The sequence below is a fragment of the Streptomyces sp. NRRL B-3229 genome, from assembly GCF_000719505.1.
In the GTDB taxonomy this organism is placed as follows: domain Bacteria; phylum Actinomycetota; class Actinomycetes; order Streptomycetales; family Streptomycetaceae; genus Streptomyces; species Streptomyces griseorubiginosus.
In genome coordinates, this window is the sequence record NZ_JOGP01000010.1 from 90,740 (window position 1) to 105,033 (window position 14,294).

The window sequence follows — 14,294 nt, forward strand, 5'->3', positions numbered from 1 at the left end:
CCCGAAATGCAACTCGCCGCGATCATCGTGTCGCTGGTACTGACCGTGGTCGGCGTGGCGCTGCTCGCACGCGCCATCGGCCAGTTCGTCCGGTACTTCAAGCTGGGCCAGCCCGTGCCCGCCGGGAGCAGGACCGACAACCCCTACGCCCGCAGTGTGACGCTGGTGAAGGAGTTCCTCGGCCACACCCGGATGAACCGCTGGGGCATCGTCGGCTTCGCCCACTGGTTCGTGGCCGTCGGCTTCCTGACGCTGCCGCCGACCCTCGCCCAGGCCTTCGGTCAGCTCTTCCAGGCCGACTGGGTGCTGCCGGTCATCGGCGACTTCCTGCCGTTCGAGCTGTACATCGAGTTCATCGGTGTGATGACGACGCTCGGCATCATCGCCCTGATCGTCATCCGGCTGCTGAGCCTGCCGTCCCGCCCCGGCCGCAAGTCCCGCTTCGCGGGCTCCAAGGCGGGCCAGGCGTACTTCGTCGAGTACGTCATCCTCACCATCGGCCTGGCCATCTACGTGCTGCGGGGCCTGGAGGGCGGGCTGCACCACGTGGACCACTACGAGGCCTCGTACTTCGCCTCGTACCCGCTGGTCCTGGCCTTCAAGGGCCTGGGCGTGAGCACGCTCCAGAACCTCGTCTACCTCGTCGCGACGATCAAGATCGGCACGTCCTTCGTGTGGATGATCGTCGTGTCGCTGAACACCAACATGGGTGTGGCCTGGCACCGCTTCCTGGCCTTCCCGAACATCTGGTTCAAGCGCGAGGCGACCGGCGGGACCGCCCTCGGCGGCCTCCAGCCGATGACCTCCGGCGGCAAGCCGATCGACTTCACCGACCCCGGTGACGACGACGTCTTCGGCGTCTCCCAGGTCGAGCAGTTCTCCTGGAAGGGCCTGCTCGACTTCTCCACCTGCACCGAGTGCGGCCGCTGCCAGTCGCAGTGCCCCGCGTGGAACACCGGCAAGCCGCTCTCCCCCAAGCTCCTGATCATGTCCCTGCGCGACCACGCGCACGCCAAGGCGCCGTACCTGCTCGCGGGTGGCGGCAAGACCATGGAGGGCGAGGAGAAGGCGTCCGAGGAGCAGCTGGCCGGTGTGCCGGCGGCGGCCCTGGCGGAGGCCGAGCGCCCGCTGATCGGGACGGTCGAGGAGAACGGCGTCATCGACCCGGACGTCCTGTGGTCCTGCACCACCTGCGGCGCCTGTGTCGAGCAGTGCCCGGTGGACATCGAGCACGTCGACCACATCGTCGACATGCGCCGCTACCAGGTGATGATCGAGAGCGCGTTCCCGTCCGAGGCGGGCACGATGCTCAAGAACCTGGAGAAGAAGGGCAACCCCTGGGGCCTGGCGAAGAAGCAGCGCCTGGAGTGGCTCAAGGAGGTCGAGTTCGAGGTCCCGGTCGTCGGCCAGGACATCGAGGACCTCACCGAGGTCGAGTACCTGTACTGGGTGGGCTGCGCGGGCGCCCTCGAGGACCGCGCGAAGAAGACGACGAAGGCCTTCGCCGAGCTGCTCCACATCGCGGGCGTCAAGTTCGCGATCATGGGCGGCGACGAGAAGTGCACCGGTGACTCCGCCCGCCGTCTCGGCAACGAGCCCCTGTTCCAGGAGCTCGGCATGGAGAACGTCATGGCACTGAACATGGCGTTCGGCGAGGAGCTCGACGACGACGGCAAGGTCGTCGCCGAGTCCGCCAAGCCGAAGTCCGCGAAGAAGATCGTCGCGACCTGCCCGCACTGCCTCAACACCATCGGCAACGAGTACCCGCAGCTCGGCGGCGACTACGAGGTCATCCACCACACCCAGCTGCTCCAGCACCTCGTCGACGAGGGCAAGCTGGTCCCGGTGACGCCGGTCGAGGGCATCATCACCTACCACGACCCGTGCTACCTGGGCCGCCACAACAAGATCTACACGCCGCCGCGCGAGATCATCGCGAACGTGCCCGGTCTCCGCAACGAGGAGATGCACCGTCACAAGGAGCGCGGCTTCTGCTGCGGCGCCGGTGGTGCGCGGATGTGGATGGAGGAGCGGATCGGCAAGCGCATCAACAACGAGCGCGTCGACGAGGCTCTGTCGCTGAACCCGGACATCGTCTCCACGGCCTGCCCGTTCTGCCTGGTCATGCTCACGGACTCCGTGAACGGCAAGAAGAACGACGGCAAGGCCAAGGAGTCCATCCAGGTCGTCGACGTCGCCCAGCTGCTGCTGGACTCGGTCAAGACCCCGGTGGACCCCGAGGACGCCGCGGAGACCGAGAGCGAGCCGGAGCCCGAGCCGGTCAAGTAGCGAACACGGCCGACACGGCCGTACGACGCCCCCTGTCCGAGGAATCGGCGGGGGGCGTCGCCGTGTGCCGGCATGCCCCACGCGCCTCAGCTCGCACAAAAATTAACCGAACTCACGTACAACCCTTGCCTCACGGCAGCGGTCTCATGATCGCCGACCGCGCTGTGGGCCCGAGGTGAGCCACGAACCGCTCCCCGGAGAACGCGTGCGGTCCCCCCACCCCAGCCACGGGAGGACCCGTCCATGCGCAGAAACACCGCCGCCGCCCTCACCGCCACCCTCCTGGCGACCGGCCTCACCCCGCTGTTCCTCGCCGCCCCGGCCTCCGCCGCCATCGCCAGGCACTACGACGACTTCAACGGCGACGGCTACCGCGACGTGGCGTACAGCAACTACTCCAGCGGGATATCCGGCCCCGGCGGCTGGCTGGGCGGTGCCGTCACCGTCGTCTACGGCAAGGCGGGCGGCCTCGACACCGCGCACCCCAAGGTCGTCCACCAGGACAGCCCCGGCATCCCCGGCGCCGGCGAGGAGGACGACTACTTCGGCGAGTCGCTCAGCAGCGCCGACCTCAACAAGGACGGCTACGCGGACCTGATCGTCGGCAACGGCACCGAGCACGTGGGCAGCACGAAGTACCGCGGCACGGTGACCATCGTCTGGGGCTCCCGCAGCGGCCTGTCCGGCGGCACCACCCTCGCCCCTAGGTCCGGCGCGAGCGGCTCCCAGTCCCACTTCGGCAGCGAACTCGCCACCGGCGACTTCAACGGCGACGGCTCGCCCGACCTCACGGTGATCGGCGGCGGCGAGGCGTGGCTGTACCGGGGCCCGTTCACCAAGTCCGGCAGGACGGGCAGCGTCACCAAGATCGACAAGGAGGGCGCGGGCTGGTACTCGTACGGCCTCGCCGCCGGCAAGGTCAACCGCGACGGCAAGACGGACCTGGTGATCCTCGGCACCCAGTTCACCGGCCAGACCGAGGCCAACCGCGTCTGGTACCTCAAAGGCGCCTCGTCCGGCCTGACTTCGGGCGCCTCGAAGACGTACGCGAGCCGGCCGTGGGGCGCCACGATCGGCGACTTCGACAAGAACGGCTACGGCGACATCGCGGTCGGCCTGCCCGACAACAACGACGGCAAGGGAATCGTCGGCGTCTGGCGCGGCACGTCGTCGGGGCCGAGCGGTTCGACGACGTACAGCCAGGCCTCCTCCGGCGTCTCGGGCAGCCCCGAGGCGGGCGACAACTTCGGCTACTCCGTCTCGGCCGGCGACACCAACGGCGACGGTTACGCGGACCTCGCGGTCGGCGTCCCGCAGGAGGACGTCGACGGCAAGGAGGACCAGGGCGGCGTCACCGTCCTCCGCGGCGGTTCCGGCGGCCTGACCGGCACCCGCTCCACCTGGATCCCGCAGTCGGTCCTCGGCCCGGCCGACTCCTACGTCTCCTTCGGCTCCGCGGTCCGCCTGCGCGACCTCGACCGCGACGGCAAGGCGGACCTGACGGTGGGCGCGAACGGCGACGGCCTGCTGATGCGCGGCACCGGCACCACCCCGACCACGACGGGCTCCGTCCACCTGCCGCAGTACGGCGGCGGCTTCCTCGACTGACCCCTTTCCTCCCCCTTACTGGAGCACCTCCATGCGCCCCCTGAGAACCGCCCTCGCGGCCGCCACCGCCGCCGCCCTGACCGGCGGTCTGCTCACCCTCGCGTCCGCCACGACCGCGGCCGCGGCACCCTCCCGCCTCGCCGGTGACTTCAACGGCGACGGCTACCGGGACGTGGCCATCGCCGCCCCCCTCGCCAAGGTGAGCGGCAAGACCGGCGCGGGCTACGTCGCCGTCGTCTACGGCACCAAGAGCGGCCTCGACACCAGCAAGCGCCAGATCATCAGCCAGGCCACGTCCGGCATCCCGGGCACCCCGGAGACGGGCGACTACTTCGGCGACCGCCTCACCTCGGGGGACTTCGACGGGGACGGCTGCACCGACCTCGTCGTCGGCGTGCACAGCGAGCGGATCGGCACCACCGAATCCTTCGGCGCGCTGACCGTGCTGTGGGGCGGCGCGACCGGCATCAAGTCCGGCACCGACATCTCCTCCCCGCTGCCGCGGTACCGCAACGAGCTGGGCTGGGTCCTCGCGGCCGGCGACTTCGACGGCGACGGCCACACCGACCTCGCGGCCGGCAACAACTCCACGCCGGCCCTGAACATCTTCAAGGGCCCCATCTCGCGCGCGGGCAAGGCGAGTTCGCTGGTCGGCGTCGACACCGTCGGCCAGACCACGATCTACCCCGACGGCCTGATCGCGGGCGAGGTCAACGGCGACGGGAAGACGGACCTGCTGGTCATGGGCCAGGAGGAGACCAGCACCGGCGACTACCGCACCCGCAGCGTCCTCTACACCGGCAACGCCACCACCACCGTCAAGGCCGGCAAGAAGCTCGCGGGCGGCTACGCGGGTGTCATCGCAGACGTGAACAAGGACGGCTACGGCGACATCGTCACCGGCAACTTCATGGAGAAGTCGGCGACCGAGCCGAACGGCGGCCCGGGCGGCGCGGTGACGGTGACGTACGGCGCGGCCACCGGCCTGTCCACCCGCACCCCGGTGAAGTTCACCCAGGACTCGGCGGGCGTCCCGGACACGGCCGAGAAGAACGACCGCTTCGGCTGGAGCCTGTCGGCCGGCGACGTCAACGGCGACGGGTTCCCGGACATCGCGGTCGGCGCCCCTCAGGAGACCATCGGCTCGGCGAGGCACGCGGGCACGGTCACGATCCTGCGCGGCTCGGCCACGGGCCTGACCGGCACGGGTGCGAAGTCCTGGTCCCAGAACAGCACGAACGTCCCCGGCGCGGCCGAGTCGGACGACCAGTTCGGGTACGCGGTCCAGCTCACGGACGTCGACAACAACGGCCGCACCGAACTGGTCGCCTCCGCGTCCGCCGAGAACAGCGGCGCCGGCGCGGTCTGGTTCCTGAAGTCCACGACGTCCGGCATCACGGCCACGGGCTCGAAGTCCTTCACGGGCACCACGCTGGGCGGCCCGGCGGGCACCGCCTACTTCGGCGACGTACTGGAAGGCTGACCCATGCGCATCCGCACAGCGACGACGATCGCCGCCCTCCTGACAGCGGGCCTGTCCCTGAGCTCCCCCGCCTCGGCGGCTTCCGCGAAGTACGGGGACGACTTCAACGGGGACGGGTACCGCGACTACGCGGCGAAATGGGACGGGAACACCAAGGGCAGCGGCGTCCTGATCACCTTCGGCACGGCGAGCGGCCCGGGCACGAAGACCCAGTTCGTCAGCCAGTCCAGCTCCGGTGTCCCCGGCGGCGACGAGACGGACGACATGTTCGGCGCGTTCCGTGCCGCCGCCGACTTCAACGCCGACGGCTACGGCGACCTCGCGGTCGGCGCCCCCGGCGAGAACGTCGACGGCCGCGCCGACCAGGGCGCGGTCACCATCCTGTGGGGCAGCAGGAGCGGCCTGTCGGGCGGTACGGCGATCCCGGCCAAGGCGAGGACGTCGTACGCCTCCATGGGCCGCGACCTGGCCGTCGGCGACTTCAACGGCGACGGCAGGAAGGACCTGGCGGTCGTCGCGGGCGGCAAGGCGTACGTCTACCGCGGCGCGATCAACCGCACGGGCGTGCACGGCACGGTCTCCGCCCTCGACAAGTCCGCGTCCCCCTTCTCGGCCACGGCCGTGATCGCGGGCAAGGTGAACGGCGACGGCAAGACCGACCTCGTCGTGATCGGCGACGGCGTCAACAGCGCGGAGATCTGGTCGGAGGCCTGGTTCGTCAAGGGCGGCACCACCCTCTCCTCCGGCAGGACCCTGCGCCTGGAGTCCCAGTCGGGCGGCGGGGGCAGCGCGGACCGCGGCGGCGACGGCGTCATCGCCGACTTCAACCACGACGGCTACGGCGACATCGCCATCGGCACGTCCCTGTACGGCGGCTACAAGGGCCGGGTGTCCGTCTGGTACGGCTCCTCGTCCGGTCCGGGCACCTCCGCCCGTATCACCCAGAACACCAGCGGAGTGGCGGGCACGGCAGAGGCGTACGACCACTTCGGCGACAGCGTCTCGGCCGGTGACGTGAACGGCGACGGCTACCAGGACCTCGCGGTCGGCGCGTACGGCGAGGCGCTCGGCGGCAACGAGTACGCGGGCATGGTCCACGTCCTGTACGGCCGCCCGTCCGGACTGAGCGGCACGGGCTCCCAGGCGTTCGCCCGCAACTCGGCAGGAATTCCGGGCGCGTTGGAGCCGGACGACTTCTTCGGCGCCACGGTCCGCCTGCGCGACACCGACCGCGACGGTCACGCGGACCTGTTCGTGACGGGCCAGACGGGCTCGCTGCGGCTGCCGGGCACCGCGTCGGGCGTGACGACGACGGGCGTGACCTCGGCCCCCGCGGACGGCGTGATCAGCGGAATGCTGCAATAGCCGCGCCGTGGCCGCCCAACCCGGGGAATCCCCGTGACCTTGAGGGATTTCCCGCAAGGCCTTCAGGGATTCCCCGTAAGGGATGTCACAGCTCGGCAGCAAAGCCGTCCCCGGGACGCCGGGCCGGGCACGCGGCTCTCCGGGACCAGGTACGTTCGAAGGCGTGGCTGGATTCAGGATCGGACGCGGCCGGGACAACGGCGCTCCTCACGCGCGACCGCAACAACCTCCCTACGGGCAGCAGCAGGCGCCCCAGGGACAGCCGTCGTACGGCTATCCCCCCGCGCCGCAGCCCCACCCGGGGCAGTGGACCCAGGGCGGCGGCCGGGGCTACGACGAGCCGGAGTACTTCGGCGACGGCGGCGGCGCCCCGCACCCGCAGGGCGGCCATGACCCGTACGCGGCGAACAACCCGGGCCACACCCAGGCGTTCTCGGTCGGCGAGGACCCCTACAACCAGGGCGGCACCTACCGTGCCGGCTCGGCCCCTGCGGGCCCCGTCGGCCCCCGTCTGCACTGGAAGGAACTGCTGAAGGGCATCGTGCTCTCGCCCCAGCAGACCTTCCTCCAGATGCGGGACTACTCGATGTGGGGCCCCGCCCTCGTCGTGACGTTCCTCTACGGCCTGCTCGCGGTCTTCGGCTTCGAGGACGCGCGCAAGGACGCGATCAACGCGACCCTGTCGAACGCGATCCCGATCGTCCTCACGACCGCCGTCGCCATGGCCCTGTCCGCCTTCGTCCTGGGCGTCGTCACCCACGCCCTGGCCCGCCAGCTCGGCGGCGACGGCGCCTGGCAGCCGACGGTCGGCCTCTCCATGCTGATCATGTCCCTCACGGACGCGCCCCGCCTGATCGTGGCCATGTTCTTCGGCGGCGACGCGGGCTTCGTCCAGCTGCTCGGCTGGGCCACCTGGGTGGCGGCCGGCGTGCTCCTCACCCTGATGGTCTCCAAGTCCCACGACCTCCCCTGGCCGAAGGCCCTGGGCGCCTCGGCGATCCAACTGATCGCCCTGCTGTCGATCGTGAAGCTGGGCACGTTCTAGCGACGGGGCCCTTTCGGGACGTACGACGAGGGGGCTTCCGGTTCCGACCGGGAGCCCCCTCGTCATGTCACCGCCGACCGCGACGGCGGGCGCACCCCGGTCCACTTGGCCACCGGCACTCCGCCGCGACCTTGCCGGATCCCGAACCGCAGGACAGGAAACGGGAGACCCTGGACAGGCGTGCCGTCGCTCAGGACGGCACCCGGAACAGGGGGATGACTTGCTGGCGAATCTGCTGCCGGGCCTGCGTGATGTCCGGGCCCCGCTCTCCACGGGGTGTATCTGGCTCCTGGCGCTCTGGCTGATCCTGGAGGACCGCGTTCCGACACCTCAACAGGCCCATGGCGTCTGGGCTTCCCTGTACCGGCTCGGGGACCTGGTGGGCCCTGCCGGAGTACTGGCGGCCGGTTCCTTCCTCGCCTACCTCATCGGCGCCATGCTCACCGTCCGAGTCGTCACCGTGAACGCGCGGGAAGCCCCGAAGGCGGCGCGCTTGCGGAACGGCGGAACAGCCCTGACACCCCGCGTCTCCCGCCTCGCGTACGACGACCTCGTCAGCTTCCTCCGGGACCAGGGGCGATTGCCCCGCTCGGCCTCTGAGGGCACCGCGGCCGTGGACCCGGAGCGCGACCGCGGCGAACGCCTCGTGGTCGGGCTGGCGGTACGGGACATCCTCGGTGAGACACGTCAGCTGCGCACGAAGCTGCTGATCGCCAGCTACGACCTGTTCAACGAGTACGACCGAGCCGTGGGTGAGGCGGAGTTCCGCAAGAACGTCTCCTACGCGCTCGTCGGTCTGACGGCCACGCTCAGCTGGCTCCAGTCGCCGTGGTGGGCGCTCCTCCTGCTCGTCTCCGGTCGGCTCTACGCGGCCGGCGTGGGCAGCGAGCAGGCAGCCAACGACGTCATCGTCCAGGCCGTGGTGGCGGGCCTCATCACCCCGCTCTCCATCACCGGGGCGGCGGGGGTGCCGGCTGTTCCGACGGGGCGAAGCCAATAGGGGCTGTGCGAGGGGGTCGTCACCGATCACTCGCTGTCGGAGCTGCCGCCTTCCTCGCCCTGACGAACCCGGGTTCTGGAGCCACTGGCCGGCGCAGCGGCCGGCTGGTCAGCAGTTCGAGCCGTTCCCCCGCCGCCTCAGCCGAACCGATCAAACCCCCGGGTCATGCAGCGCAGATCAGAGTGCTTCCCTGTTCTCCCTGGGCGTCTCGCCCGCCTTGTGCACAGGCGGCAGAACGCTCCACGGAAAGTTGATCCAGTCGTCCGTGCGCTTCCAGACGTACTCGCACTTCACCAGGGACTGGGTCTTCTCGTAGATGACCGCGGAGCGGACCTCGGCGACCGTGTGGAGGCAGAAGTCGCGGACCAGCTTGAGCGTCTTGCCGGTGTCGGCGACGTCGTCGGTGATCAGGACCTTCTTGGAGGAGAAGTCGATCGCGTTGGGCACCGGCGCGAGCATGACGGGCATGTCGAGGGTGGTGCCCACGCCGGTGTAGAACTCGACGTTCACCAGGTGAATGTTCTTGCAGTCCAGCGCGTAGGCGAGACCGCCGGCGACGAAGACTCCGCCGCGGGCGATGGAGAGCACGATGTCGGGCTCGTAACCGTCGTCGGCGATGGTCTGGGCGAGCTCGCGGACAGCGGTGCCGAACGCCTCGTAGGTGAGGTTCTCGCGGGCGGCGGAGGCGCTCATACCTGGGTCCGGTGGAAGTTGAGGAAGGAGCGGGAGGCGGTCGGACCGCGCTGGCCCTGGTAGCGGGAGCCGTAGCGCTCGCTGCCGTAGGGGAAGTCGGCCGGCGAGGAGAGCCGGAACATGCACAGCTGGCCGATCTTCATCCCGGGCCACAGCTTGATGGGGAGCGTGGCCAGGTTGGACAGCTCGAGGGTCACGTGCCCGGAGAAGCCGGGGTCGATGAAACCGGCCGTCGAGTGGGTGACGAGCCCGAGCCGCCCGAGGGAGGACTTGCCCTCCAGGCGGGAGGCGAGGTCGTCGGGCAGCGTGATGACCTCGTAGGTGGAGGCGAGGACGAACTCGCCCGGGTGCAGGATGAACGGCTCGTCGCCCTCCGGCTCCACCAGCCGCGTCAGGTCGGACTGCTCGACGGCGGGGTCGATGTGGGGGTACCGGTGGTTCTCGAACACCCGGAAGTACCGGTCCAGCCGTACGTCGATGCTGGACGGCTGCACCATGGATTCGTCGTAGGGATCGATCCGCACGCGCCCGGCGTCGATCTCGGTCCGGATGTCCTTGTCTGAGAGAAGCACGTGCCGAGGATACGCAAGGCGCGCGGACCGACCACAATCGGACGGTCCGCGCGCCTGGTACCTGCCTACAGCGCTTCCCTGTACTTCTAGTGCTTCTCCAAGGCCACCGGAACGACGCTTCTGAGCCGGGCACAGCGCGGACAGCGCACGAGCCGTCCGGGGCCGAGGCGCTCGGCCTGCTGCATCGGGAACGAAGCGGTACTGAACACGTGCCCATCGGCACAACGGACGACGGTGCGCTCCATCAAGTCCTAGAGTCCCTTCCCCAAGAGCCGCGTCGGGCTACTGCTCACCTGACGACAAATGCCACATTACGGGATGGACGGGACGGCCCTCCAGGCGGCACTCCGGTCCCGCCCGGACCCTCTTCCACGCCTCCACCGTACGCCCCAACTCCCTTCCCCCGCAGCCCCGTCCCACCCCTGAGACGCACTCAGGCCCCACGGCTTCAGCGCCGGGGGCCTGGCATGAGGTAAGGTGACAGTGCGTCTCGACACCGGCCCGTCCGGCGTCTCGCGCGGGTGTAGTTTAGTGGTAGAACATCAGCTTCCCAAGCTGAGAGTGCGAGTTCGATTCTCGTCACCCGCTCCAATGAAGCCCCAGGTCAGCGGCCTGGGGCTTTTGCATGTCAGAGGTCTCTGTCGCGTTTTCCGGCACGCAGAGCGACCGACGTCCGGAGCGGCGTTCCCGCAGACGGCCGGTCATGGACATGCTGTTAGGCTCCCGGCACGCGCGTGGGGGAGCGGCCGGGGAGCCGGGGGAAGTGCCAAGGCGTTGCCGTACGTCCCGCCATGCTTTCTTCTTGCCTTTCAGGGGGAACGGTGGCTCGACTCGGCCGACGCCGACACAGACCGGCTCATGGTTCACGCTCAGCACGCCTCGGCCCATCGGCGACACGTACCGCCGCCGTCCTGGCGACGGCGCTGAGCCTCGGCCTTCCGCTCGCCGCTGTACCGTCCTCGGCGGCAGCCGCTCCGCTGTCGGCAGCCACGGCCGACGAGGTCGTGCTGCCTGCCGCCCCGCGCGCCGTCCCCAGGGCCACGCAGATTCTCAACGCGGGGACCAGCGGATTCCTTTGGACCCAGGAGGGCGACGACCGGTTCCTGTGGACGGACTACGCCACCGGCACCACAACCGCACTGGAGAAGCGGCTGGACGTTCCGGTGCGGTACGACATCGACAGCGGCTACTTCCGTGAGGCCGCGTCCTTCCAGCCCGGCTACTACGGGGACGGGTCCGACACCGTCGCCCTGTACTCGGAGGAGGACTCCCACGTCACCCTCCTCCAGGGCGCGGGCACCTCGGGCAGCACCGTCGTGGTACCCGTGCCCGAGTCCCACACCTACCGGGGCACCTTCGGCAGCACCGTCCTCACCAGCACCAGCGGCTTCAACGGAAACCCGAACGCCTACCAGCTGTGGCGCGTCCAGGACGGGGGCGGGGTCGCTGAGACGCCCGTGACCGGGCTGCCGGAGGGCGCGTACGACATGGTGGTCGAGGACGGCGACGCCCGGTCCGTCATCCTCCGCTACAACACCGGCGACAGCGAGCAGAGCTGGGGGCACTGGGGCATCGTCGACCTCGCCACCGGCGCGCTCAGCGCGCTGCCCGGCCCGGCCAACCCGGAGGACGGCTGGGAGGTGACCGGCTTCCGGCTGGGTACCGACTCGGTGGTGCGGCTGCGCAGTGGGCGCGGCAAGGCGGACGTGTACGACCGCGACGAACTGTCCGCCGCGCCCCGTACCTTCGACACAGGCGCCCTGACCTACCAAGCCGCCTACGGGATCGTCGGCGACAAGCTGCTCGGTGTCGAACCGGTGTCGCCCGGCGACAACAAGTACCGGGGCCAGCCGCTGTGGGCCCTCACCTCAGACGGCACGGACACCGACCTGACCAAGGTCATGGACCCGGCCGCCCATCAGATCGTCCAGGCGCCCGACGGCTCCGTCCTCGTGGCGGGCGCCGCGCAGTACGTCGAGCAGGGCGACCTCGACTGGGGCGTGTACCGCATCGCCCCCGCCGCCGACGGCTCGGTCACCCGCAGCCGCCTGACCGCCGTGCAGCCGATGCCCGCGCAGATCAACGGCCTCTCGCTCGGCAGCTCCATCCTCACCACGGCCGACAACAGCACGCTGTACGAACCCAACACGATTCTCGGCGCCTATCGCAGCACCTGGCTGACCACGAGCGGCACCCCGGGCGTCGTCAGAACCACCGTGGACGGGCTGGTCAGCGGGTGGGACGGCGACTGCTCCGGCGGCGCCACCCGCTGCATCCCCATGTTCGCCGACGGGACCGGCCACCACGGCCGTCGCGACGCCACCGAGTCCGGCCTGACCATGCTGCGCACCAACGGTGCCACCACCTGGGGCCCCACCCTCGACACGGGGGACTCCAGCCCCCGGCTCAAGGACCTCTCCGGACGGTACGCGGTTGTCGACGGCGCCTCCTCCGGCACCCAGTACATCGGCGAGTTCCCCGACGCCTCGGCGGGCAAGGTCGTACAGAAGCGCGACCGGGTCGCCGCGGCCGTGTGGGGCAACACCCTGTGGAGCGGCGCGGCCACGGGAGGCACGGTCACGGCCACCCGGCTCCCGTCCGGCACCGCCGTGGAGTCCTTCACCACCCGCAACGGCTGCACCCCGTCGGACCTCCAGGCCGTGGGCCGCTGGGTGTACTGGACCTGCGAGGACGCCTGGGGCGACGACCAGGGCTCAGGTGTCTACGACCGGACGACCAAGCTCACCGTCACCGCCCCGGCCGGCAGGGTCCTCCTCGGTGACGGCTATCTCGTCGAGCGCGTCGGCGGCATCCAGTCGGACAGCGGGCTGAAGCTCTTCGATCTGCACAACGGGCTTCCGGCCAGCGGCAGTTACACGGATCTGGCGAGCCGCAAGCTCGCCGACTGGACCGACCTCGGCAAGGACAACAACGGGGTGGGCACGACCTGGACCGTGGACCGCTTCGGCGGCGGTGTCGCCTACGCCGACGACGAGCAGCGCGTCCACCTCGTGAAGACCGGCGTTCCGGCGTCCGCGCTGTCGGCCATCGACTCCGCGGTCACCCCCGGGGCCGCGAGCTGGTCCGGCACCTGGTGGCTGTCGAAGCCCGCCGCCTCCTGGAAGGTGACCGTCCGCCACAAGGCGTCCGGCGCCACCGTGCGCACTGTGTCCGGCTCCGCCGCCCGTGGTCTGCTGACGGCCGCCTGGGACGGCAAGGACTCCGCGGGCCGACTCGTCCCCAACGGCACCTACACCTGGACGCTCACCGCCCAGCCCGCCGACGGCCAGGGCGCCGCCCTCAGCCTCTCCGGCAACCTCGCGGTGACGGCCGGAGCGGCGGCACCGCGCGACTACGCGGGCAACGACGGCGTCGGTGACGTCCTCACCCTCAGCTCCTCCGGCGCCCTCACCGTCCGGCGCGGCACCGGCACCGGCACGCTGGGCAGCCAGGTCTCCGGCACCGGCTGGCCGACCACCGCGAAGTTCGTGCCGTTCGGCGACCTCAGCGGCGACCGGTGCAACGACGTCCTGGTCCGCCTGAGCAGCGGCGCTCTCCGCGCCTACCGCCCCTCGTGCGGCAAGGCGGCGACGCCCTCGACGCCGTACACCACACTCGGCACCTCTGGCTGGAACCAGTACGACGTGCTGACCGCGCCCGGTGACGTGAACAAGGACGGCCGCCCGGACCTGATCGCCCGTAACGCCTCGACCGGCACGGTCTACCTGTACAAGGGCACCAGTACGGGCAAGTTGTCGGCGCGCGTGAAGCTGTACGACAACTGGAAGACGTACAAGAAGGTCGTCGGGGCCGGTGACCTGAACGGCGACGGCATCGGCGACCTCCTCGCCCAGGACACGTCGAACAACCTGTACCGGTACGACGGCACCGGCAGCGGCACTTTCAAGGCCCGCGTGAAGGTGTTCGGCAACTGGGGCGGCTCGTACAACACGGTCGTCGGCGTCGGCGACATCACCGGCGACGGCAGGACGGACCTCGTCTCGCGCGACACCAGCGGCAACCTGTACCGCAACAGTGGTGACGGCAAGGGGTCGTTCGGCGGCCGTACGAAGATCGCGACGGGCTGGCAGGGGTACAAGGCCGTCCTATGAGGACAGCGGCGTGGCTCGCCCGCAGCCGGGCCCAGGTCTCTGGGCCCGGGCCCGGCGCTCGCCCGCTCTGCGGACCGCCGGGTCCCCGCCCGCGGGGCAGGTTCCCCGGCGTCGCTCCAGGCGGCCT

9 protein-coding genes and 1 tRNA gene are annotated in these 14,294 nt (G+C 70.3%); 8 read left to right on the plus strand and 2 right to left on the minus strand.

What is annotated here, in order from left to right:
* The first annotated feature begins 6 nt into the window (after window positions 1-6).
* From IF54_RS0118160 to IF54_RS0118185, 6 genes are all read left to right on the plus strand, one after another.
* The gene (locus IF54_RS0118160; RefSeq protein WP_030319825.1) at window positions 7-2,289 is read left to right on the plus strand and encodes a (Fe-S)-binding protein; all 2,283 of its coding nucleotides are present in this window, start codon (window positions 7-9) and stop codon (window positions 2,287-2,289) included.
* A gap of 243 nt (window positions 2,290-2,532) precedes the next feature.
* Window positions 2,533-3,897, plus strand: coding sequence for an FG-GAP and VCBS repeat-containing protein (locus tag IF54_RS0118165; RefSeq protein WP_030319828.1), 1,365 nt, complete (start codon window positions 2,533-2,535; stop codon window positions 3,895-3,897).
* A gap of 31 nt (window positions 3,898-3,928) precedes the next feature.
* Window positions 3,929-5,380, plus strand: coding sequence for an FG-GAP-like repeat-containing protein (locus tag IF54_RS0118170; RefSeq protein WP_030319831.1), 1,452 nt, complete (start codon window positions 3,929-3,931; stop codon window positions 5,378-5,380).
* A gap of 3 nt (window positions 5,381-5,383) precedes the next feature.
* Window positions 5,384-6,745 (plus strand): FG-GAP-like repeat-containing protein, encoded by a 1,362-nt coding sequence (locus IF54_RS0118175; RefSeq protein WP_030319833.1) that lies wholly within the window; start codon window positions 5,384-5,386, stop codon window positions 6,743-6,745.
* An 82-nt stretch (window positions 6,746-6,827) separates the two neighbouring features.
* The gene (locus tag IF54_RS0118180) at window positions 6,828-7,790 is read left to right on the plus strand and encodes a Yip1 family protein (RefSeq protein WP_078852024.1); all 963 of its coding nucleotides are present in this window, start codon (window positions 6,828-6,830) and stop codon (window positions 7,788-7,790) included.
* 220 nt (window positions 7,791-8,010) lie between these two features.
* Window positions 8,011-8,790: a hypothetical protein gene (locus IF54_RS0118185; protein WP_030319837.1), complete on the plus strand. Its 780-nt coding sequence runs from the start codon at window positions 8,011-8,013 to the stop codon at window positions 8,788-8,790.
* 177 nt (window positions 8,791-8,967) lie between these two features.
* Here the strand turns inward: IF54_RS0118185 and IF54_RS0118190 are convergent, their stop codons facing one another.
* A complete protein-coding gene (locus IF54_RS0118190; protein ID WP_030319840.1) occupies window positions 8,968-9,483 on the minus strand; it encodes a phosphoribosyltransferase in 516 nt (171 codons plus the stop codon).
* Window positions 9,480-10,055 carry a dCTP deaminase gene (gene dcd / locus IF54_RS0118195; RefSeq protein ID WP_020134399.1) on the minus strand — a complete coding sequence of 192 codons (576 nt, stop codon included), beginning with the start codon at window positions 10,053-10,055 and terminating at the stop codon, window positions 9,480-9,482. Before dcd ends, IF54_RS0118190 begins: the two co-directional genes overlap by 4 nt.
* Before the next feature lie 517 nt (window positions 10,056-10,572).
* On the opposite strand from dcd, the gene IF54_RS0118200 reads away from it, so the two are divergent.
* A tRNA-Gly gene (locus tag IF54_RS0118200) sits at window positions 10,573-10,646 on the plus strand.
* Between the two features lie 413 nt (window positions 10,647-11,059).
* Window positions 11,060-14,167 (plus strand): FG-GAP-like repeat-containing protein, encoded by a 3,108-nt coding sequence (locus tag IF54_RS0118205; RefSeq protein WP_234439003.1) that lies wholly within the window; start codon window positions 11,060-11,062, stop codon window positions 14,165-14,167.
* The last annotated feature ends 127 nt before the right edge of the window (window positions 14,168-14,294 follow it).